Raw genomic sequence first — 18,240 nt, 5'->3', positions numbered from 1 at the left:
ACGGATAACGGAGGCGATCCATGGAACTGAAAAACGCCATGAAAATCTCGGCCTCGGGCATGCGTGCCCAGGGCGAGCGTCTCAAGACCCTGGCGGAAAACATCGCCAACGCCGACTCCCTGGCGAAGACGCCGGGCGGCGATCCGTATCGTCGCAAGGTGGTCAGTTTCAAGAGCGAACTCGACCGCGCCACCGGCGCCAACATGGTGAAGGCGCAGCCGCCGAAGACCGACAAGTCCGATTTCGAACTGAAATACGATCCCGGCCATCCGTCGGCCAATGCCGATGGTTATGTCAAAATGCCCAACGTGAAGACCGTGATCGAGATGGCCGACATGCGTGAAGCCCAGCGCACCTACGAAGCCAATCTCAACGTCGTCGACTCGGCCAAGCAGATGATCACCCGCACGGTTGATCTGCTGCGCAACTGATGCCGGCGAGAGGAGAGTGAACCATGGCTGATCTACGCATAGGCGGTGCCCTTCCCGGATTGACTGCCAGTCTGGCCCCGGGCGATGCCAGCAAGGTCAAGGCGGGCGGCGGTTTCGGCGACATGCTGGGCGAGGCGCTGCAGCAGGCCGTGGACGCCGCGAAGCAGTCCGAAGCCACCTCCGCCATGGCCGTGGCCGGCAAGGCCGATGTCACCGACGTGGTGACGGCCGTGACAAATGCAGAAGTGGCCCTCGACACGGTGGTGGCGGTACGCGACCGCGTCATCAACGCCTACCAGGAAATCATGCGTATGCCGATCTGACTCGCTTCCCCCTCTGGGGTTGCGGCAGACAATGCGGTATGGTCGGCGGCAGAGGGCGAATCGATGACGGCCGTCGAAGTAGTAGACATCATGCGCGATGGGATCTGGGTTCTGATCAAGGTGGCCGGGCCAGCCATGATCGTCAGCCTGGTGATCGGCATTGCCATTTCGCTTTTCCAGGCCCTCACCCAGTTGCAGGAACCCACCCTGACCTTTGTGCCGAAAATCCTGGCCATTTTCGGCACCCTGATCCTCACCATGCCGTTCATGATCGGCACCATGATCTCCTTCATGGAGCAGATCGCCAGCCGCATCGCGGGCCTGCAGTAGCGGGGCGGCCGTGCTGCAGGATTTCGTTGCCGGCAACATCTACGCATTCATGCTGATTTTCTGCCGTCTGGGTTCGGCCATGATGGCTCTGCCGGCGGTGGGCGAAAGCTCGGTACCGGCGCGCGTGCGCCTGAGCATCGCATTGCTCACGGCCGCCCTGTCCACGCCCATTCTCGGGCCGAGCCTGCCGCCGTTACCGGCCCAGCCATTCCAGTTGGCTTTTCTCATGGTCACCGAAATCGGCTTCGGTCTGGCTCTGGGGCTCATCTCGCGACTGATCATCTCGGCATTACATGTGGCCGGGAGCATCATTGCGCTGCAGGCCGGTCTCTCGGCCGCCCTGTTCTTCGATCCCAACCAGGGCTCACAGAGCGCCCTGCTCAGCAGCATGATGGTATTCCTCGGCATCGCCTTGATTTTCGCCACCGACCTGCATCTGCTGGCGCTTCAGGCGGCGTATGACAGTTACGTGCTGTTCCCGCCGCTGCGGGTGCCGGCTTTTGGCGATTTCGCCAATGTCGCTACCGAACTGGTCGCATCAAGCTTTGCCGTCGGCGTGAAGATGGCGGCTCCATTCATCGTCTACGGCATCATTTTCAACGTTGCGCTGGGCTTGCTGAACCGGCTGATGCCAACGCTGCAGATATTCTTCATCATGCAGGCCCCGCAAATTGCCACCTCGCTATTCATTCTGGGGTTCTCGCTGGCGGCGATCGGTATCATGTTCACGACGCGGTATGAGGAACTGATGTCGCAGTTCCTGACGCCGCGCTAGGGGCGGGAATGGCCGAAGACGCCGATCCAGACTCCAAAACAGAAGACCCATCCGCCAAACGGCTAGACGAAGCGGCGAAGAAAGGCAATATCGCCAAGTCGCAGGAAGTCGGTCACCTGTTCGTGTTTCTGGCCGCCGCCTTGCTGATGTGGCTGATGGGAGACCTGCTATCGCGTCGCGTGGTGGGGTCTACGCTGGTCTTCTTCGAGCAGCCGCATCGCATCCCCATCGATCCCAGCCATCTGACCAGACTCGTGCTGGATCTGATTCTTGATCTCAGTACGGTGCTCGGTCCGGTTCTGGGTGTCTTCATGGCATTCAGCCTCGCGGCCAGCGTCATGCAGAATCCGCCCCAGTTCACGCCTGAGAAGATAAAGCCCGACATCGCAAAATTGTCACCGATTGCGGGCCTCAAGCGCATTTTCTCGGTTCAGGGTGCGGTCGAATTCATCAAGAATCTGGCCAAGGTCTGCATCATTGGCGCCATCCTGTTCGTGATCCTCATGCCCGAACTCGACAGGCTGGAGACCCTGATCGACCTCGATCTTGCTGTTGTATTATCGTTCTGCGCCACCATCGTGCTCAAGCTGCTAGGGTCGCTGATCGTCATCATGGCGGTGGTGTCCGTCGCCGACTACATGTATCAGCGCTACAATTACATGAAGCAGCTCCGCATGACCCGCCAGGAGGTCAAGGACGAGCACAAGGAAACCGAGGGCGATCCCCTCATCAAGGCGCGCCTGCGTCAGCTGCGCATGCAGCGCGTGCGCAAGCGCATGATGGCTGCCGTGCCCGAGGCCAGCGTCGTGATCACCAATCCGACGCATTATGCCGTGGCGCTGAAATACGAATCTGGACAGTCGGAAGCGCCAGTCGTGGTGGCCAAGGGCGTCGATGTGCTGGCGCGGCGTATCCGCGAGATCGCGACCGAGAACAAGGTCCCCATCGTCGAGAACCCGCCGCTGGCGCGCGCGCTCTACAAGGTGGAGCTCGATCAGCCCATCCCCGTCGATCATTACCGCGCGGTAGCCGAGGTGATCAGCTACATCATGCGGCTGAAGGATGGCTTCAACGCGCGCTACGAGCCCAAGGTCGAGACGGTCGAGTAACGCGATGTCGCTGTCCTTCCTCTCCCTGATCGGATCGTCGCGTCGGCGCGCCGCCTGGCTGCTGGCCGAAGCGAGTCCGTTCGCCCGCGCGATCACGCGCGGCACCACGCTGCTGGCGGCGAATACAGCCTACCGTGTGCTGGCCGGCCGGCTGGGCAGGGAAGGCGGCATTCCACCCGAACAGTTGCTGGGTGGCGAGATCGGCAACGTCGAAACCCTATCGCGCCTGCGCGCCCTGCTGCCGCTGGGTCGCGCCGTGCAGGAGGATTTCCCGCTCGAGCTGGGCGACGACTTCCTGCCTCTGCGCGTCACCGGCATGCTGGCGCCGGGCCGGCGCGACTGGGTGATCTGGGATATCCAGGAAATGCCCGACAATGCCGCGGCGCTGATCGCGGTGCGGCAGCAGCGCGATGAACTGGCGGCTTTCATCGACAATGCCCCGGTCGGCCTCTATTCGGTGGCGCCCGACGGCCGTTTTCTATTCGCCAACCACACCTTCGCCGCCTGGATCGGATTGCAGCCCGAGCAGCTGGTCGGCGGCCATCTGGGCCTCTCCGACGTGCTGCAGCATGGCGAGGGCCGCGAAGGCGAGGCGATGACCCCGGACTGGGAGGGCGGCGAGGCCAAGCTGAAACCGGTGCGCAGCGAAAAGGCCGGGGAAGACAAGGCCGGCCTTCGTCTGGTCAGCGTCAGCCAGACGGCGATCTCCGATCCTGAAGGCCATCCGCTGCGCTACAGCGCGGTGGTGCATGATCTGGGGCTGGAACTGCGCCAGCGCGGCACGCTGCGTCCGGTGGAAGCCGAGTTCCGTCGCTTCTTCGACCAGGCCCCGGTCGGCATCCTGGTGCTGGATTCCGCCGGCACCATCCGCGAGGCGAATGCCGCCTTTGCCAACCTCTGCGGCCGCGACGACTGGCTGGGCCAGCGGCTGGCCGCGCTGGTCCGCGAGGAAGATGCGCTGGCGCTGACGCGGCACCTGATCGCCTTGCGGCGTGGCGAAACCTTCAGCCGCGCGCTGGAGGTGCGTCTGGCCGGCCCGCGCGAGCGCGTGGTCGAGGTCTTCGCTGCCTCATCGGCGGAACGCGACGATGGCCAGTCGGCACAACTCGTCTATCTGGTCGACACCACCGAGCAGCGCAGCCTGCAGACGCAGTTTCACCAGAGCCAGAAGATGCAGGCGGTGGGACAGTTGGCCGGCGGTATCGCGCATGACTTCAACAATCTGCTGACTGCGATGATCGGCTTCTGCGACCTGTTGTTGCAGCGTCATCAGCCCGGCGACCAGTCCTTCGCCGACATCATGCAGATCAAGCAGAACGCCAGCCGCGCCGCCAATCTGGTGCGCCAGCTGCTGGCCTTCTCGCGCCAGCAGACTCTGGTACCCAAGGTGCTGGATGTCACCGATGTGCTGGCCGACCTGCGCAATTTGATCGGTCGCCTGATCGGCGAGACCATTACACTGACCATGACTCATGGCCGCGATCTGGGTCTGGTGAAGGTCGACCAGGGTCAGCTCGAGCAGGTCATCATTAATCTCGCCGTCAATGCGCGCGATGCCATGAGCGAAGGCGGCGAGCTGAAGATCCGCACGCTCAATCACCATGTCGAACGCGCTGCTGAACTGGGCGCCGAGACCATTCCGCCCGGCGATTACGTGCTGATTGAAGTCACCGACACCGGCCACGGTATCGCGCCCGAGCACATGGCCAAGATCTTCGATCCCTTCTTCACCACCAAGGCGGTGGGTGCCGGCACCGGTCTGGGCCTGTCCACCGTCTACGGTATCATCAAGCAGACTGGCGGCTTCATCCATGTCGAGAGCATGCCGGGCGCGGGGGCTTGTTTCCGCATCTACTTGCCGCGCTACCGGCCCAAACCCGAGGAAATCGCCGCCAGCCGCAACGAGGCGCGCATCGATGCCCGAGACCTTACCGGCCGCGGCCTCGTGCTGCTGGTGGAAGACGAGGATGCCGTGCGCGCCTTCGCCGCCCGGGCGCTGCGCAACAAGGGCTACACCGTGATCGAGGCGGCCTCGGGCGAGCAGGCGCTGGCCCTGCCGGCCGAACAGCTCAACCGGGTAGAGCTGCTGATCTCCGACGTGGTGATGCCCAATCTGGACGGCCCCAGCCTGGCCGCCGCCCTGCGGCAGAGCCGGCCGGACCTGAAAATCCTGTTTATCTCTGGTTATGCTGAAGACAGTTTACGCTCGAATATGGCGAAATCCGCCCATGTAAACTTCCTTCCCAAGCCATTTTCCCTCAGCCAGCTGGCCGGAAAAGTGAAGGAAGTGATGGATGCCGAGCCACCCGGCGGGAATCGCCCGACAGCCTGAACGGCCGCGAACCGGTTATAAATAGAACCGGAACATCCTGCGAATTAAACGAAAAAGCCTTGCCATAGCAGGGGCTTGCTGATTCTGCTGGACAATGGCAACGATATGAGAACATATAGGGTCATTAGCGCGTATCGTTGCAAATCCACCGGCCCCATGAAAGGATGCCCCGCATGTCGTCCCCCAATCTTCGCGTCGTGGAAAAAGAGAACATGGACAAGGGTAAGGCGCTGGAAGCCGCGCTCTCGCAGATCGAGCGCACCTTCGGCAAAGGTTCCGTGATGAAGCTGGGGGCGCGCCAGAGCATCGAGATCGAATCGGTCTCGACCGGCTCGCTCGGCCTCGACATTGCCCTTGGCATCGGCGGCCTGCCGCGCGGCCGCATCGTCGAGGTCTACGGTCCGGAAAGCTCGGGCAAGACCACCATCGCCCTGCATGTGGTGGCCGAGGCTCAGAAGAAGGGCGGCACCTGCGCCTTCATCGACGCCGAACATGCCCTGGACCCGTCCTATGCCCGCAAGCTGGGCGTCAATATCGGCGAGCTGCTGATCTCGCAGCCCGATACCGGCGAACAGGCGCTGGAAATCGCCGACACGCTGGTGCGCTCGGGCGCCGTCGACGTGCTGGTGGTCGACTCCGTCGCCGCCCTGGTGCCGCAGGCCGAACTGGAAGGCGAGATGGGCGACACCCATGTCGGCCTGCAGGCCCGCCTGATGAGCCAGGCCCTGCGCAAGCTCACCGCTTCGATCTCCAAGTCGAACACCATGGTGATCTTCATCAACCAGATCCGCATGAAGATCGGCGTGATGTTCGGCAACCCGGAAACCACCACCGGCGGCAACGCGCTGAAATTCTACGCCTCCGTCCGCCTCGATGTGCGCCGCATCGGCTCGATCAAGGTGCGCGACGAGGTGGTCGGCAACCAGACCCGCGTGAAGGTGGTCAAGAACAAGGTGGCGCCCCCGTTCAAGGTGGTCGATTTCGACATCATGTACGGCGAGGGCATCTCCAAGACCGGCGAACTGATCGACCTGGGCGTGAAGGCCAATGTGGTCGACAAGTCGGGCTCCTGGTTCTCCTTCGACAGCCAGCGGATCGGCCAGGGCCGCGAGGCTGCCAAGGTATTCCTCAAGGAAAATCCGGAGGTTGCCGAAAAGATCGAGGCCGCCATCAAGGCCAATTCGGGCATTGTGGCCGCCGCCATCGATGCCGGCGCGGACGCCGCCGAGACCGAGGACGCAGATTGATTTTTCCCCTCTCGCCGCTATCTGGCGGCGTATGAGTTCTCTCCTCCATGGGAACCCCGGTACCGGACCTCGGTACCGGGGTCTTTTTTTGCCCTAAAGCCGTGCAGTTAACGGCTTTCCACCCGCCTTTCCGCTGGCTGGACAGGGGTTTCCCGGGGCGTTAATTAAGTCCTCTTGCCGGGCCGGTCGGGTGAAATCCTTAACGGCCGCACCGGCCCAGACAGCAGACGTCCGGCCGGGGCCGATCCGCCCGCCAGGCCCAAGATCAGGGGTGTGAAGTCCATGTCCTCCGCCAGCGATATCCGCCAGGCCTTTCTTGATTACTTCGCCAAGGCTGGCCACCAGGTGGTGGAGTCTTCGCCGCTGGTGCCGCGCAACGACCCCACCCTGATGTTCACCAATGCCGGCATGGTGCAGTTCAAGAATGTCTTCACCGGCCAGGAAAAGCGCCCCTATACCCGCGCCGCCACCTCGCAGAAATGCGTGCGCGCCGGAGGCAAGCACAACGACCTCGACAATGTGGGCTACACCGCCCGGCATCACACCTTCTTCGAGATGCTCGGCAACTTCTCCTTCGGCGACTATTTCAAGGACGAGGCGATCCCGTTCGCCTGGAACCTGATCACCAAGGAATACGGCCTGCCGAAGGACAAGCTGTGGGTCACCGTCTATCACGACGATGACGAGGCTTTTAACATCTGGAAGAAGGTGGCCGGCCTGCCCGACGAGCGCATCGTGCGCATCGCCACCTCGGACAATTTCTGGGCCATGGGCGATACCGGCCCCTGCGGTCCCTGCTCGGAAATCTTCTACGATCACGGCGACAAGGTGGCCGGCGGCCCGCCGGGCAGCCCGGACGCCGATGGCGACCGCTATATCGAGATCTGGAATCTCGTGTTCATGCAGTTCGAGCAGGTGACCAAGGAGCAGCGCGTCAGCCTGCCTAAACCCTCGATCGATACCGGAATGGGCCTCGAGCGCATCACTGCGGTGATGCAGGGCAAGCACGACAATTACGACATCGACATCATGCGCACGCTGATCGAGGCGTCGGCCGATTTCGCGCATGTTGCCGCCGATGGCGATTTCAAGATGAGCCATCGCGTGATCGCCGATCACCTGCGCTCGTCCTGCTTCCTGATCGCCGATGGCGTGCTGCCGTCCAACGAAGGCCGCGGCTATGTGCTGCGCCGCATCATGCGTCGCGCCATGCGCCATGCCCAGCTGATGGGCTGCAAGGAACCGTTGATGCACCGTCTGGTGCCGGCGCTGGTGTCGGTGATGGGCCGCGCCTATCCCGAACTCGGCCGCGCCGAAAGCCTGATCAGCGAGACGCTCAAATTAGAGGAAACCCGCTTCAAGCAGACGCTGGATCGCGGCCTCAAGCTGCTCGACGAAGCCACGGTCGGCATGTCGAAGGGCGACATGCTGCCGGGGGAGGTGGCGTTCAAGCTCTACGACACCTACGGCTTCCCGCTCGACCTGACCCAGGATGCCCTGCGCCTGCGCGGCATCAACGTCAATCTCGATGGCTTCCAGGAAGCCATGGCCGCCCAGCGCGCCGAGGCCCGCAAGGCCTGGGCCGGTTCGGGCGAGGCGGCCACCGAGAAGGTGTGGTTCGACATCAAGGAAGAGCAGGGCGCCACCGAGTTCCTCGGTTACGATACCGAGGCCGCCGAAGGCCGCATCGATGCCATCGTGGTGAACGGTCAGCCGGTGCAAGAGGCCAAGGCCGGCGCCGAGGTTGCCGTCGTGTTGAACCAGACGCCGTTCTACGCGGAGTCCGGCGGCCAGGTCGGCGATACCGGCGTGATCGCCACCGCGGGCGGCGCGAAGGTGCAGGTCTCGGATACCCAGAAGAAGCTCGGCCTGCTGCATGTGCATGTCGGTAAGGTGGTGGAAGGCACGCTGAAAACCGGCGACATGGCGACGCTCACCGTCGATCACGCCCGTCGCAGCGCGATCCGTGCCAACCACTCGGCCACGCATCTGTTGCACGCGGCCCTGCGCCGGAAGCTGGGCGATCATGTCACGCAGAAGGGCTCGCTGGTTTCGCCGGATCGTTTCCGTTTCGATATCAGTCACCCCAAGCCGCTCAGCGTCGATGAAACCCTGGCCGTCGAAGCGGAAGTGAACGAGGTCGTGCGCCAGAATAGCGATGTCACCACCCGCCTGATGACGCCCGACGAAGCCATCGCCGCCGGCGCCATGGCCCTGTTCGGCGAGAAATACGGCGACGAGGTCCGTGTGCTGGCCATGGGCAAGTTGGGCGACAAGGATTATTCGGTCGAGCTTTGCGGTGGCACCCATGTGCGCCGCACCGGCGATATCGGTCTGTTCAAGATCGTCAACGAAGGTGCCGTCGCGGCCGGCGTGCGCCGCATCGAGGCGCTGACCGGCGAGGCGGCGCGCAGTTATTTCGCCGAGCAGGAAGAAACCCTGAAAGCCGCCGCCGACGCGCTGAAGGCGCAACCGAAGGAAGTGCCGCAGCGCCTGACCGCCCTGCTGGAAGAAAAGCGCAAGCTGGAGCGTGAACTTTCCGAACTGCGCAAGCAACTCGCCACTGGCGGCGGTGCCGGCGGCCCGCAGGTGAAGGATCTGAATGGCGTGAAATATGCCGCCCGCCGGCTGGACGGCGTGCCGGCCAAGGACCTGCGCGGCATGGTCGACGCACTGAAGAAGGAGCTCGGCTCTGGCGTTGTCGCGCTCACCTCGGTGGCCGATGGCAAGGTGGCCGTGGTGGTCGGTGTCAGTGCCGACCTCACCGCTAAGCTGAATGCCGCCGACTTGGTCAAGATCGCCACCCCGCTGATCGGTGGCCAGGGCGGCGGTGGCCGACCCGATTTTGCCCAGGGCGGCGGTGCCGACCCGACCGGTGCCGAGAAGGCGCTGGATGCCATCGCGGCCGAGATCGGCAAGGCGGCGTGACCTCAGGGCGCTACAGGCGCCGCCGCACTGCCGCCACGCCTGATGCGGGCTGGCGGCAGTTCTGTTTCGACCTGCTTGCCGATGACCGCACGGATTCCGGACTGGGGCACAGACTCGTCTCCAGCCTGATCCTGCTTGGTATCGCGGCTTGCGCGCTGGCCATTATTTTGGTGACCGTGCCCGGTCTGGATGATCGCAGCGGTTTCTGGCTCGACCGCGTGCGCGAAGCCACCGATATCCTGTTCACGATCGAATATCTTATGCGTATCTGGATCGCGCCGGATTACATCCATGCCGGCCGCACCGGTGCGGTGGCGATGCGCCGTCGCTACATGACGTCATTCCTCGGCGTCATCGACCTGCTCGTCATCCTGCCCTTCTGGATCAATCTGATCGTGCCGTTTCCGCGCGACCTGTTCCTGACGCTTGAAATGTTCACCCTGTTCAAGCTGGCGCGTTATCTGCCGGGCCTGGGTATGGTGGCCGGCGTGCTGCGGCGGGAAATGTCGGCTCTGGGGGCCGCGTTAATGACGGTCGGCGTGCTGCTGGTGATCGCTTCCTGCATCATGTATGTGCTGGAAAACGAAACCCAGCCCGAGGTGTTCGGCTCGATCCCGCAGGCCTTGTGGTGGGGCATCGTTACGGTCGGTTCGGTCGGCTATGGCGACATGATTCCGATCACGCCGCTGGGCAAGCTGTTCAACGGCTTCGTCATCGTGCTGGGCGTGGCCACTTTTGCAATCCCCGCCGGTCTGCTCGCCTCGGGCTTCGCCGAGGAATTCAAACGCCGCGAATTCATGGTGACCTGGCGCGCGGTGGCATCCCTGCCGATCTTCAGCCAGCTCGATGCCAGTTCGATTGCCGAGATCGCCAGCCTGCTCAAGCCCCAGGTGGTGCCGGCCGGCGCGGTAATCGTGCGCAAGGGCGACCGCGCCGAGGCGATGTTCTTCATCATGGCCGGCGAGGTGGAGGTGGAAATCCTGCCCGAACCCGTAGTGCTGGGGTCTGGGCAGCATTTTGGCGAGATCGCACTGCTCAATCGCACCGATCGCACCGCCACGGTCAGCGCGATCTCGGCCTGTCGGCTGCTGACGCTGGATGTGGCCGATTTCCAGCGCCTGCTGCAGGTGCATCCGGCAATCCGCGAACACATCTCCAGCCTGGCCGAGCAGCGCGCCGCGCAAAGAAAAACGGCGGGAGGCGAAACGCCCCCCGCCGTCTGATCGGCTACGTCTCGCGTCGGCGGCTTACGCCAGCGCCTTCTTCAGGTTCTCGTCGATCTTGTCGAGGAACTTCTGGGTGGTCAGCCAGGGCTGGTCCTTCGAGATCAGGATCGCAAGGTCCTTGGTCATGAAGCCGGCTTCCACCGTCTCGATGCAGACCTTCTCCAGCGTCTTGGCGAACTTGTCCAGATCGGCGTTGTTATCCAGCTTGGCGCGATGCATCAGGCCGCGCGTCCAGGCGAAGATCGAGGCGATCGGGTTGGTCGAGGTCTCGCGGCCAGCCTGGTGTTCGCGATAGTGGCGGGTCACCGTGCCGTGGGCGGCCTCGGCTTCCACCGTCTTGCCGTCCGGCGTCATCAGCACGCTGGTCATCAGGCCCAGCGAGCCGAAGCCCTGCGCCACCACGTCGGACTGCACATCGCCGTCGTAGTTCTTGCAGGCCCAGACGAACTTGCCCGACCACTTGATGGCGCAAGCCACCATGTCGTCGATCAGGCGGTGTTCGTAGGTGATGCCGGCGGCCTTGAACTTGTCGGCGAACTCGGTGTTGAACACCTCTTCGAACAGGTCCTTGAAGCGGCCGTCATAGGCCTTGAGGATCGTGTTCTTGGTCGACATGTAAAGCGGCCAGCCGCGGGCCAGCGAATAGTTCATGCTGGCGCGGGCGAAGTCGCGGATCGAGTCGTCCAGGTTGTACATCGCCATGGCGACGCCGCTGCCGGGAGCCTTGAAGACTTCCTTCTCGATCACCTTGCCGTCCTCACCGACGAACTTGATGGTCAGCGTGCCCTTGCCAGGGAAACGGAAATCGGTGGCGCGATACTGGTCGCCGAAGGCATGGCGGCCGACCACGATCGGGTCGTTCCAGTGCGGCACCAGGCGCGGCACGTTCTTGCAGATGATCGGCTCGCGGAAGATCGTGCCGCCCAGGATGTTGCGGATGGTGCCGTTCGGCGACTTCCACATTTCCTTCAGATTGAATTCCTTCACGCGGGCTTCGTCCGGCGTGATGGTGGCGCATTTCACGCCGACGCCATGCTTGAGGATGGCGTGGGCGGAGTCGATGGTGACCTGGTCGTTGGTCTGGTCGCGGTATTCGACGCCGAGATCGAAATAGAGCAGATCGACGTCGAGATAGGGGAGGATCAGCTTCTCCTTGATGAACTTCCAGATGATCCGGGTCATCTCGTCGCCGTCGAGCTCGACGACCGGATTCTTCACCTTGATTTTCGCCATAAGACAGATCCCTCCACGGTCACGGTTGCGTTTCGTCAGGTGGCCGGACCCTAGCAAAGCAGGCCGGCCGGGCAAAGGCCTACACCCCCGGCGGACAGGTGGATTTAAACTCTAGGGCAGGCGAAAAAAGATCAAAGTCCCGCCATTTCCGCCCGTTTCGAGGCCGGTGTCTGCGCTCGCCTCATATCCGGCTGGGCGTGGCGGGGCGCTCCGGTGCCGGCTCGGCCAGCAGGGCGGCCACCACGGCCTCGGCATCGTCCACTACGGTGAACAGGTTGGCGGTGGTGCGGCGGGCAAAGCCGCGCTCGATCACGGCCTCCACCAGGGCCAGCAGGGGATGCCAGTAATCTTCCGTGTTCAGCACGATGATCGGCTTGTCATGCAGCTTGAGCTGCCGCCAGGTCACCACCTCGAAGAATTCGTCGAGGGTGCCCACGCCGCCGGGCATGGCGATGAAGGCGTCGGACATGTCGACCATCATGCGCTTGCGGGTATGCATGCTGTCGACGACATGCAGTTCGGTCAGGCCGGTATGGCCCACTTCCCAGTCATGCAGGTGGTTGGGGATGATGCCAACGACTTCGCCGCCGGCCTTCATCGCGGCATCGGCAATCACGCCCATCAGGCCGATGCGGCCGCCGCCGTAAATCAGGCGGATACCGTTCTCGGCCAGGCGGCGTCCGAGGATCTGGGCCTGGGCGGTGTAGATCTGGCTCTCGCCGAGGCTCGAGCCGCAATAGACGCAGACGGAGCGGATGGCGGTCATCGCGGGTCCAAACGAACTGGGAGGTGGCTTGTTCAGGGTGGGGATGGGTAGCCGATTCTGCCTGGCGACGCCAGCGCCAGTGCAGGCCGGGCGCAGGTCCTGGTGTTACCCACAGGTAATGATCGTTGAATTCTTCGTGAGGATTGAACGACTTGTCGTCGCTGCGCCGCAGACCGGGTATACAGGATTCTGGCCCGGTACAGCAGACGGGTCTCTAACGCAGGGAAAAAACAAAATGGCAAAGTGGCACAAGGCGGTACTGGCAGCGGCGCTTGGCGTTGCGGTGACGGCGGCTGCCGGCCTGGCAGTGGCTCAGGCCGATATCATCAAGGCCCGGCAGGAGGGGATGAAGGCACAAGGCGCCGCCATGGCGGCGATCAAGAAGGTGGTCGACGAGAACGGCCCGGCGGCCAATGCCGTGGCGCCGGCGGAAACCATCGCGGCCACTGCGGCGAAGGTGCCCGGCCTGTTCCCGAAAGGCTCCGACAAGGGCGCGGAAACCTGGGCCAAGCCCGAGATCTGGGCCAACTGGGCCGATTTCGAGAAGCAGGCAGCGGCCAGCAAGGCTGCAGCCGAGAAGCTGGCGGCTTCGGCCAAAGCGGGCAACATGGATGCCGTGAAGGCGGATTTCGCCGCGCTGGGTGGCACCTGCGGTTCCTGCCACCGACCCTACCGCACGCCCAAGAGCTGAGCGCAGCAACTCTTTCCATCGCAGACGGGCCGGCATTGCCGGCCCGTTTTATTTTGGCTTGCGCGGCGGGCTTTCGACCGGCGGCAGCGCTTTCAGGTAGGCCGCCATGGCGATGCGGTCTTCGGCGGTCAGGTATTTGGTGCTCTGCTCGATCACGTCGCCCATCAGACCGCCGGTGAAATCGCCGTCCGGCGTCATGCCGCTGCCAAGGAAATCGGCAATATCCTTCTCGCTCCAGCGGCTGATCCCGGCGGAGGGATGCGGCGTGATGTTGGGGACCGGCTTGCCTTCGGCGCCGTCAGTGGAGCCGCCGAACATCCTGTCAGATTTCAGGCCGCCCAGAAGGTTGCGCTGGGTATGGCATTCGCCGCAATGGCCCAGAGCGTTGACCAGATAGGCGCCACGGTTCCAGGCCGCGGGCTTCGCCGGGTCCGGCGTGAAGGGTGCATCGTCGAAATACAGGAACTTCCAGCCCCAGACTGCGAGGCGCAGATTGAACGGGAAGGGCACGTCATGCGGCTTGTTCGGCTGTTTCACCGGCGGCTGCGCCCGCAGATAGACCCACAGCGCCCGCATGTCGGTTTCGGTAATCTTGGCAAAGGCGGTGTAAGGGAAGGACGGGAAATAGTTTTCGCCTTTGGGCGACAGGCCCTGACGCATGGCCTTCACGAAATCCGCCTCGCTCCAGCGGCCGATGCCGGTTTCCGGATCCGGCGTGATATTGGGCGAATAGAAGGTGCCGAATGGTGTCGGCAGGCCCCGTCCGCCGGCCAGGGGCTGTCCCTTGGCCTTCGTGTCGGTATGGCATTCGAAGCAGCCGCCCGCCCGGAACACGTATGCGCCATATTGCACCGCATCGTCGGGATTCGGGGCACCGGCGGGCGTTTGAGCCATGCTGGCGCTGGCATGGCTCAGGGCAAAAGCCATAGCTGCGAGCAGGAGTCGCAGGCGGGGGCCGGGCAGAAGACGGTTGTGGCGCATGGCGGGGCTGGAAAACGGTAGTTGGTAAGGATTTGCAAACTCTGAACAAGTTAGAGGTGTTGCGGGTCCTCTGGCGAGGACTTAATCTCTTGCGTCGTTCACAATTTGGCTAGCCGGGAACATAACGGTGCGGGGCAGTCGTTTCTTCTTCATCCTTCTCGGCGTCGCTGTCCTGGGCATCCTGGCAGTGATCTTCTTCGGCGCCGATACCAATAAGCGCGGCATGACTCCGCAGGCCAACATCCCGCCGCCGCCGCCGGTGCCGGCCGCACCCACGCCGCCGCCGGCCGACAGTGTCGCCAAGGCCCCGCCCAGCTTCGATGTCGTGCGCATCAGCCGCAATTGCACCTCCGTTTTTGCCGGCCGCGCCATGCCGGGCTCGGTGGTGGTGGTCAAGACCGGCCAGCGCGAACTGGGCCGCGTGACGGCTGACAGCCGCGGCGAATGGGTGCTGGTGCCCGATCTGCCGCTGGAAAAAGGCAACCAGGAATTCGTGCTGGAATCCCAGATGCAGGGCCAGGAACCCATTAAGGCCGAGGCCAGCGTGGTCGCCGTGGTGCCGGAATGCCAGCCGGGCGAGGGCGGCGAACAGGCGATTGCCGTGCTTACGCCGCTCAAAGGCGCCAGTCGCCTGCTGCAGCGTCCCGATGGTCCGCTCGATCCGGCCCGCAAGGGCCTGGCGCTGGACGCCATCGAATACGATCAGGCCGGCAACCTGATCCTCTCGGGCCGCGCCCAGCCCGGCGCCACTGTGCAGATCTACCTGAACAATGAGCCCATTGGCGTCGCCACCGCCGACAAGAACGGCCGCTGGAGCCTGAAACCCGAAAAGGCTGTCGATCCGGGTATTTATTCCCTGCGCGTCGACCAGGTCGAGCAGGCCGGCGGCAAGGTCGCCTCGCGGCTCGAACTGCCCTTCAGTCGGGCCCGGCCGGAAGACATCAAGTTTAGCGAGGACGGTTCCGGCGTGGTGGTCCAGCCCGGCAACAGCCTGTGGCGCATTGCCCGCCGCGTCTATGGCGAGGGACCCCGCTACACCGAGATTTACCGTGCCAATCAGGCTCAGATTCAGGATCCCGACCTGATTTATCCAGGTCAGATATTCGCCCTGCCCAAGAATGGCGCGGCCCCGAACGGCGCGACGGCTCCCAAGACCCAGAATTGATCCGACCCGCAAGCAGGATTGCTGGATTGACCATCTGGCAGCCTTAACCGCGGGCCCGCGGCAGGCTACACTGGCGTCATGAATGCAATTTCCACGATCTGCCGGGCTGCATCGCCCCGGATCGGGCGCGTCGAAGGATGGTTGCGTGACAATTGATGCGCCTGAAGCGAGGCCGGGCATGGCTGCCGGGGTGCCGTCGCAGGGCATCGCGCCGGTCTTTGCCGCGCTCGACCTGGGCACCAACAACTGCCGCCTGCTGATTGCCCGGCCGCATCGCGACGGTTTCCGGGTGATCGAGGCATTCTCGCGCATCGTTCGCCTGGGCGAAGGGCTGTCGGTCTCCGGCCAGTTGTCGGATGCGGCGATGGCCCGCACCATCGATGCGCTGAAGATCTGTTCCGAGAAGATGGCACGCCGTGGCGTGGCCGTTGCCCGCGCGGTGGCCACCGAAGCCTGCCGGCGTGCCGGTAACGGCGCCGAATTCCTGCACGAGGTGAAGATAGCCACCGGCATCCAGCTCGACATCATCTCCACGGCCGAGGAAGCGAGGCTGGCGCTCACCGGCTGCGCGCCCCTGCTGGAGCCGCCGCACCGCGAGGCCATCGTGTTCGATATCGGCGGGGGCTCTACCGAAATTCTCTGGGCGAATTTGCCCGGCGGTGGTCGTACCGAGGTGATCGACTGGATCTCGCTGCCCTATGGCGTGGTGAACCTGACCGAGCGTTTTGGTCCCGGCGATCATGACAGCGGCTCCTACGAACGCATGATCGAGGAAGTCTCGGCCGTGCTGCGGCCTTTTGAGGAAAAGCATCGCTTAAGCGAGAAGCTGAAAAGCGGCGCGGTGCAGGTACTCGGTACCTCCGGTACGGTCACCACCCTGGCTGGCGTTCTGCTTGGTCTGCCGCGCTACGAACGTCGCCATGTCGATGGCTGCTGGCTCGATTTCCCCACCGTGATCGAGCAGTCGCACAAGCTGGCGGCGCAGAGCGTGCCCGAGCGTGCCCTGCATCCCTGCATCGGCGAGGAACGCGCCGATCTGGTGGTGGCGGGCTGCGCCATCCTGGAATCGCTCTATCGTTTCTGGCCGGCCCAGCGCCTGCGCGTGGCCGACCGCGGCGTGCGCGAGGGTGTGCTGGTGGAGCTGATGCGGCAATCGCGCCAGAACGCGAACCGGAACAGGGGGCGGCGATGACGGCGCCGCCACGCAAGTCCGGACTGAAGGTGCGGGTGAAGACCGCGCGCGGACGTACCGTGGGTCAGGCGCGCTGGCTGCAGCGTCAGCTCAACGATCCTTACGTGCAGGCCGCCAAGAGTGAAGGCTGGCGCAGCCGCGCCGCCTACAAGCTGATCGAACTCGACGAGAAGTACAAACTGCTCAAACCGGGGATGCGCGTGGTCGATCTGGGCGCGGCGCCCGGCGGCTGGACCCAGGTGGCGGTGAAACGCGTGAAGGCGGGCGATGCAACTGGCGGCTTCGTGCTGGGCGTCGACATCAACCCGGTCGATCCCATCGTGGGCGCCACCCTGATGCAGCAGGATTTCCTGGCCGAGGGCGCCGACCAGAAGGTGATCGAAGCCCTGGGCGGCAAGGCCGACCTGGTGCTGTCCGACATGGCCGCACCGGCCACCGGTCACCGCCAGACCGACCATATCCGCATCATGATGCTGTGCGAGGCGGCGCTGGATTTTGCCCTGCGGGTGCTCAATCCGGGTGGCGCCTTCGTGGCCAAGGTGCTGCGCGGCGGCACCGAAAACGAGCTGCTCAACACCATGAAGCGGGATTTCCGGACCGTGCGGCATGTCAAACCGCCGGCCAGTCGGGCGGATTCGGCCGAATCCTACGTCATCGCCACCGGCTTCCGCGGCTAACCCCCGCTAAAACCGGCAGCTTTTGGCGCTGGACCCGGCGGCGAAGAGGGGCTATATCCTCCGCGGCAAGGACATACTTCACTCCCTTCAGGAGCCGCCTTGCCAATGGCCGCGTCGGACCTTTCCGAGCCCGCGGTGGACCCGGCATACCTTGCCGCCACCCCTTTCATCGATAGCGATCATGCGGCCGTGCGCGCGCTGGCCCGCGAAGCGGCCGGCGGCGAGACCGACCCCAAGGCCAAGGCGATCCGGCTTTACTACGCGGTGCGTGACCGCTTCCTCTACGATCCCTACAGCGTCGAAGTCAGCCATGAGGGCATGCGCGCATCGGGCGTGATCGAACGCGGCAAGGGCTTCTGCGTCAACAAGGCGATCCTGCTGGCCGCCGTGGCGCGCGCCGAGGGCATTCCCTCGCGCTTAGGCCTGGCCGATGTGAAGAACCACTTGGCCACTGAACGCCTGCGTGCCCAGATGGGCACCGATATCTTTTACTATCACGGCTATACGGAACTCTTCATCGACGGCAAATGGGTGAAGGCCACGCCGGCTTTCAATCTGGCCCTGTGCGAGAAATTCCGCGTTCTGCCGCTCGAATTCGACGGCGAGACTGACTCGGTATTCCATCCCTTCGATGCCGACAACCGTCGCCATATGGAATACGTGGCCGACCGCGGCAGCTTTGCCGACCTGCCCTTCGTCGCATGGCGTGAGGCGATGCTGACGCATTATCCCGACCTGATGAAGGAAGGCCGTTCCGGAGGCGATTTCGCCGCCGAGGCGGCCGCCGAAAACAACAACAAGCCCCAGACCAAATCCGCGTGACCCAAGGAGTAT

The 18,240-nt window shown here is 63.8% G+C and carries 17 protein-coding genes; 14 read left to right on the top strand and 3 right to left on the bottom strand.

Annotation, left to right across the window (positions count from 1 at the left end; translation table 11 throughout):
- Positions 1–20 precede the first annotated feature (20 nt).
- The 9 genes from flgC (at position 21) to ACK4FJ_RS01390 (ending at position 10,698) form a co-directional block, all read left to right on the top strand.
- On the top strand, positions 21–431 hold the full coding sequence (gene flgC, locus ACK4FJ_RS01430) for a flagellar basal body rod protein FlgC (RefSeq protein WP_374304360.1): 411 nt from the start codon (positions 21–23) through the stop codon (positions 429–431).
- A 23-nt stretch (positions 432–454) separates the two neighbouring features.
- Complete coding sequence (gene fliE / locus ACK4FJ_RS01425; protein ID WP_409762914.1) at positions 455–754, top strand: flagellar hook-basal body complex protein FliE; 300 nt, start codon at positions 455–457, stop codon at positions 752–754.
- A gap of 63 nt (positions 755–817) precedes the next feature.
- Positions 818–1,084, top strand: a complete 267-nt coding sequence (gene fliQ, locus ACK4FJ_RS01420; RefSeq protein ID WP_409762910.1) for a flagellar biosynthesis protein FliQ — start codon at positions 818–820, stop codon at positions 1,082–1,084.
- 10 nt (positions 1,085–1,094) lie between these two features.
- Positions 1,095–1,859, top strand: coding sequence for a flagellar biosynthetic protein FliR (locus tag ACK4FJ_RS01415; protein ID WP_409762907.1), 765 nt, complete (start codon positions 1,095–1,097; stop codon positions 1,857–1,859).
- 8 nt (positions 1,860–1,867) lie between these two features.
- Positions 1,868–2,968, top strand: coding sequence for a flagellar biosynthesis protein FlhB (flhB, locus tag ACK4FJ_RS01410; protein ID WP_409762904.1), 1,101 nt, complete (start codon positions 1,868–1,870; stop codon positions 2,966–2,968).
- 4 nt (positions 2,969–2,972) lie between these two features.
- Positions 2,973–5,300, top strand: a complete 2,328-nt coding sequence (locus ACK4FJ_RS01405; RefSeq protein WP_409762901.1) for an ATP-binding protein — start codon at positions 2,973–2,975, stop codon at positions 5,298–5,300.
- A 173-nt stretch (positions 5,301–5,473) separates the two neighbouring features.
- Entirely contained in the window at positions 5,474–6,547 is a 1,074-nt protein-coding gene (recA, locus tag ACK4FJ_RS01400) for a recombinase RecA (protein ID WP_409762898.1), read from the top strand.
- A gap of 282 nt (positions 6,548–6,829) precedes the next feature.
- A complete protein-coding gene (gene alaS / locus ACK4FJ_RS01395; RefSeq protein ID WP_409762895.1) occupies positions 6,830–9,475 on the top strand; it encodes an alanine--tRNA ligase in 2,646 nt (881 codons plus the stop codon).
- Positions 9,472–10,698, top strand: a complete 1,227-nt coding sequence (locus tag ACK4FJ_RS01390) for a cyclic nucleotide-gated ion channel (RefSeq protein ID WP_409762892.1) — start codon at positions 9,472–9,474, stop codon at positions 10,696–10,698. Before alaS ends, ACK4FJ_RS01390 begins: the two co-directional genes overlap by 4 nt.
- A gap of 24 nt (positions 10,699–10,722) precedes the next feature.
- On the opposite strand, the gene ACK4FJ_RS01385 is transcribed toward ACK4FJ_RS01390, so the two are convergent.
- Together ACK4FJ_RS01385 and ACK4FJ_RS01380 are read right to left on the bottom strand one after the other, a co-directional pair.
- Positions 10,723–11,934 (bottom strand): NADP-dependent isocitrate dehydrogenase, encoded by a 1,212-nt coding sequence (locus ACK4FJ_RS01385; protein WP_409762889.1) that lies wholly within the window; start codon positions 11,932–11,934, stop codon positions 10,723–10,725.
- A gap of 181 nt (positions 11,935–12,115) precedes the next feature.
- Positions 12,116–12,700, bottom strand: a complete 585-nt coding sequence (locus ACK4FJ_RS01380; RefSeq protein ID WP_409762886.1) for a TIGR00730 family Rossman fold protein — start codon at positions 12,698–12,700, stop codon at positions 12,116–12,118.
- 235 nt (positions 12,701–12,935) lie between these two features.
- Between ACK4FJ_RS01380 and ACK4FJ_RS01375 the strand changes: the two genes are divergently transcribed.
- A complete protein-coding gene (locus ACK4FJ_RS01375; protein WP_409762883.1) occupies positions 12,936–13,391 on the top strand; it encodes a c-type cytochrome in 456 nt (151 codons plus the stop codon).
- 48 nt (positions 13,392–13,439) lie between these two features.
- Here ACK4FJ_RS01375 and ACK4FJ_RS01370 read toward each other — a convergent pair whose 3' ends face one another.
- On the bottom strand, positions 13,440–14,318 hold the full coding sequence (locus ACK4FJ_RS01370; protein WP_409762880.1) for a c-type cytochrome: 879 nt from the start codon (positions 14,316–14,318) through the stop codon (positions 13,440–13,442).
- Positions 14,319–14,499: 181 nt separating this feature from the next.
- Between ACK4FJ_RS01370 and ACK4FJ_RS01365 the strand changes: the two genes are divergently transcribed.
- The 4 genes from ACK4FJ_RS01365 to ACK4FJ_RS01350 all read left to right on the top strand — a co-directional run bounded on the left by ACK4FJ_RS01365 (position 14,500) and on the right by ACK4FJ_RS01350 (position 18,228).
- Entirely contained in the window at positions 14,500–15,537 is a 1,038-nt protein-coding gene (locus ACK4FJ_RS01365; RefSeq protein ID WP_409762877.1) for an Ig-like domain-containing protein, read from the top strand.
- Between the two features lie 178 nt (positions 15,538–15,715).
- Positions 15,716–16,729 (top strand): Ppx/GppA phosphatase family protein, encoded by a 1,014-nt coding sequence (locus ACK4FJ_RS01360; protein WP_409762874.1) that lies wholly within the window; start codon positions 15,716–15,718, stop codon positions 16,727–16,729.
- Positions 16,726–17,406, top strand: a complete 681-nt coding sequence (locus ACK4FJ_RS01355) for an RlmE family RNA methyltransferase (RefSeq protein ID WP_409762871.1) — start codon at positions 16,726–16,728, stop codon at positions 17,404–17,406. Before ACK4FJ_RS01360 ends, ACK4FJ_RS01355 begins: the two co-directional genes overlap by 4 nt.
- Before the next feature lie 105 nt (positions 17,407–17,511).
- Complete coding sequence (locus ACK4FJ_RS01350) at positions 17,512–18,228, top strand: transglutaminase-like domain-containing protein (RefSeq protein ID WP_409762868.1); 717 nt, start codon at positions 17,512–17,514, stop codon at positions 18,226–18,228.
- The last annotated feature ends 12 nt before the right edge of the window (positions 18,229–18,240 follow it).

Origin of the sequence: Ferrovibrio sp. (assembly GCF_046297595.1) — a bacterium.
Classification (GTDB): Bacteria; Pseudomonadota; Alphaproteobacteria; order Ferrovibrionales; family Ferrovibrionaceae; genus Ferrovibrio.
This window is presented reverse-complemented; position numbering and strand designations above follow the sequence as displayed.

Coding starts and splice junctions, on each gene's coding strand:
- flgC (WP_374304360.1), top strand. CDS start 21: ATGGAACTGAAAAACGCCATGAAAATCTCGGCCTCGGGCATGCGTGCC.
- fliE (WP_409762914.1), top strand. CDS start 455: ATGGCTGATCTACGCATAGGCGGTGCCCTTCCCGGATTGACTGCCAGT.
- fliQ (WP_409762910.1), top strand. CDS start 818: ATGACGGCCGTCGAAGTAGTAGACATCATGCGCGATGGGATCTGGGTT.
- flhB (WP_409762904.1), top strand. CDS start 1,868: ATGGCCGAAGACGCCGATCCAGACTCCAAAACAGAAGACCCATCCGCC.
- ACK4FJ_RS01405 (WP_409762901.1), top strand. CDS start 2,973: ATGTCGCTGTCCTTCCTCTCCCTGATCGGATCGTCGCGTCGGCGCGCC.
- recA (WP_409762898.1), top strand. CDS start 5,474: ATGTCGTCCCCCAATCTTCGCGTCGTGGAAAAAGAGAACATGGACAAG.
- alaS (WP_409762895.1), top strand. CDS start 6,830: ATGTCCTCCGCCAGCGATATCCGCCAGGCCTTTCTTGATTACTTCGCC.
- ACK4FJ_RS01385 (WP_409762889.1), bottom strand. CDS start 11,934: ATGGCGAAAATCAAGGTGAAGAATCCGGTCGTCGAGCTCGACGGCGAC.
- ACK4FJ_RS01380 (WP_409762886.1), bottom strand. CDS start 12,700: ATGACCGCCATCCGCTCCGTCTGCGTCTATTGCGGCTCGAGCCTCGGC.
- ACK4FJ_RS01375 (WP_409762883.1), top strand. CDS start 12,936: ATGGCAAAGTGGCACAAGGCGGTACTGGCAGCGGCGCTTGGCGTTGCG.
- ACK4FJ_RS01370 (WP_409762880.1), bottom strand. CDS start 14,318: ATGGCTTTTGCCCTGAGCCATGCCAGCGCCAGCATGGCTCAAACGCCC.
- ACK4FJ_RS01360 (WP_409762874.1), top strand. CDS start 15,716: ATGGCTGCCGGGGTGCCGTCGCAGGGCATCGCGCCGGTCTTTGCCGCG.
- ACK4FJ_RS01355 (WP_409762871.1), top strand. CDS start 16,726: ATGACGGCGCCGCCACGCAAGTCCGGACTGAAGGTGCGGGTGAAGACC.
- ACK4FJ_RS01350 (WP_409762868.1), top strand. CDS start 17,512: ATGGCCGCGTCGGACCTTTCCGAGCCCGCGGTGGACCCGGCATACCTT.